The sequence below is a fragment of the Paraflavitalea sp. genome (assembly GCF_059502485.1).
The window spans coordinates 1-3,137 of record NZ_JCACET010000006.1; the positions used below are offsets into that span (position 1 = coordinate 1).

Below are 3,137 nucleotides of genomic sequence, written 5' to 3' on the forward strand. Positions count from 1 at the left end.
TGATGTATAAACTTCTCAGCCGTCAGCTCCGGCAGGTTTAAGTAGCCACGGGCCAGTTGTATTCCTCCGATGTATAACTCCCCAACCACTCCGATTGGACAAGGGGCCAGCAACGCATCCAGAATGTATAGTTGTGTATTACTGACTGGGCGGCCTATTGGAACAATCGATAGATCGTTTATATGTTTGGGCGCTTTCCAATAGCTTACATCAATAGCTGCCTCCGTTGGTCCGTACAGATTATGCAGTTCACAAAAAGGTAGCTTTTCCCTGAATAACTTGATGTGCGATGCTTTTAGCGCCTCGCCGCTACATACTATTTTCAAATCCCGGAAAGCGTGCTCTTCTATTCCTTCTAAAAAAGCCTGTAACATCGAAGGCACAAAGTGAAGCATGGTCACCCGCTGCTGATTGATAAGCTTCACCAGGTATTGATGATCTTTGTGTCCTCCAGGCTCAGCAAAAACAAGTTTTCCACCTGTTGTCAGGCTGAGTAAAAGTTCCCATACCGAGACATCAAAACAGTAAGTTGTTTTTTGCAGAATAATATCAGATTCACTGACTGCATGAAATTCTCTGGCCCACAATAGCCGGTTCATGAGTGATCGATGCTCTATCATCACTCCTTTTGGACGGCCTGTAGTCCCTGATGTATAGATCACATAACAAAGGCTGTCGGCTGACGCAATACCGACTGGGTTTTGAATAGGTTCCTTAGCCAATACTTCTTGACCCGTGGTAAGATTCAATATATTGAGGTCAATGCCTTCGTCCGGGCAATTGTTATCGCACAATAACAGGCTGGCTTTGGTGTCTTCAAGTATGTACTTGATCCGGTCGATGGGGTAAGAGGGATCGATAGGAACGTAAGCTCCACCGGCTTTTAGTATCCCAAGTATTGCCACGATCATTTCTATAGAACGGTCCAGGCAAATAGGAACAAGACTGTCTGCTCCTATCCCTTTTTTGATCAGATAGTGGGCGAGTTGATTACTTCGTTCATTCAACTTACGATAACTGATATTCTCGTCTCTGAATGCAACAGCGATCGAGTCTGGTTTTACCTCAACTTGCTTTTCGAAAAGGTCAACGATAGTTAGATCTGATGGATAGGATATAGTAGTATCATTGAATTCCATCAGTAATTGTTGCCGCTCGGCAGGTGATAGTATGGATAAGGCTGATACTGTTGAATAAGGGTCGTTAACGATGTTTTGCAGTAACTGCTCATAATGAATTCCTATCCTATTAATAGTGTCTTCCTGAAAAAGATCGCTGGAATACTCGATTACAAGCTGAAGTCCATTGGGTGTTATAAATACATCAAAAGATAGATCGAATTTAGTAGTTATATTGACAAATGGTTCCGCTGAAAGATTAACATCTTTCAGGGTAAGCTCAGGGATCTTTGGCGTATTGTGTAATGCGAACTTGATTTGGAAAAGCGGATTTCTTGATGAGTCACGCTTAACGCCTAAGCTATCTACAATTTTCTCAAATGGCGTATCCTGATGCTCATATGCTTCCAGTAAGACAGTTTTCATTTGCTGCATCAGATCGGCAAAGCTGCTATTCGGATTTATTTCACTTCTGATCACAAGAGTATTGACAAAAAAACCTACAAGGTGCTCTACTTCCTGCTGACCACGGTTTGCTATGGGTATACCGGTTGCGATGTCCTGCTCTCCGGTATATTTATGCAACAGTACTTTGAATGCAGCAAGCAGGGTCATGAAGATTGTGACCCCTTCTTTTCTGCTCAATTCGTTGAGATTATCGGTTAAGCTCCTGTCAAAAGTTAACAATATGCTTGACCCGCGCCCGCTTTGGATAGCTGGTCGTGTAAAGTCTGGAGTAAGTTCCAGTGGTTTTAGCCCTTCGAGTTTTTGTTTCCAATAAGTAAGCTGTTTATCTAACTTATCTCCATGCAGGAACGATCGTTGCCAGATGGCATAGTCTCCGTATTGAATACCTGGTTCAGGAAGTATAATTGCTCTTTCTTCAACAGTAGCACTGTATAGCTCTACCAGCTCTCTCACCATGATCGATAAGCTCCAGCCGTCGGAGGCAATGTGGTGCATGACTATGATCAGGATGTATTCCTGTTGACCCAGCTGTATAAGCTCCGCTTTAAGCATGTAGTCAACCGAAAGATCAAATGGGCGGTCAATGTATTGGCTGATGTATTCCTTTAGCTGTTCTTTATTCCATTCGACGCCTGATATTACCCCCATCTTCCATTGCTCTTCGCTTTTTATAGACTGATAACATATTCCGTCGATTTCCTGAAAGGTAGCCCTGAGTACTTCATGTCGGCCAATAATTTTTCTTAAGCTGTTTTCAAGCGTTCCTTCTTGTAAGTCGCCTTTTAACCTGAGCGCAACAGGCATATGATATTGTACACTGCCCTGTAATTTGTCTATAAACCATAGCCGTTCTTGCGCATAAGAGAGTGGTACTTGCTCTTGACTCCCCCGGGGGAGGATTGTTTCTTTCTCGATATCAGAAGTAGCATCGGGTTGCTGACCTTGAAGAAATGCGAGTATGGTTTCCTTGTGCTCTTTTAGTGCCGTGAGCAATAAAGGATCTGGGTGACTGCCTTTGGCAACTGCATATTTGATCTTCCCTTGTTCAAGAAAGACTCTTATGCCGCTGCTCTTACAGGCTGCCAGCAATTCAGTTATTTTTATATTGATCTCCTTCTTCAACATTGCATTTTATTTACAACTCAAACACTTCAAATTCCTCTTTTACATACTCAGTATCCTGTCTGGTTATCTCTATATATTGGGCCAATTCCCTGATAGATGGATACTGGAACAAAGTGGTTACAGTAAGATGGAGGGAAAACTCATTTCTGATTTTTGAAATGACTTTAACAGCCAGCAATGAATGTCCCCCGATCTCGAAAAAGTTATCATGCATGCTGATGTTAGGTAGTTCTAATAGTTCTTCCCATATCTTAAGCAAAGCAACCTCTGTTTCATTATTAGCTCGCTCTGCTATTGAGGTTGTATGCTTTTGGTTTAAAAGAGAAAGTTTTTGTTTATCTGTTTTTCCATTAGCATTGATGGGTATTTTATCGATTGTTGTTATGGTTGCTGGAATCATGTATTCGGGCAGCCTGGACCTGAGTG

General features: G+C 42.3%; 2 protein-coding genes. Both read right to left on the reverse strand.

Going from position 1 to position 3,137, the window contains the following annotated elements:
• A partial coding sequence (locus tag AC5JBY_RS02635) for a non-ribosomal peptide synthetase (protein ID WP_495902994.1) occupies window positions 1-2,711 on the reverse strand: 2,711 nt, incomplete at its 3' end.
• A 10-nt stretch (window positions 2,712-2,721) separates the two neighbouring features.
• A partial coding sequence (locus AC5JBY_RS02640; RefSeq protein WP_495902995.1) for a phosphopantetheine-binding protein occupies window positions 2,722-3,137 on the reverse strand: 416 nt, incomplete at its 5' end.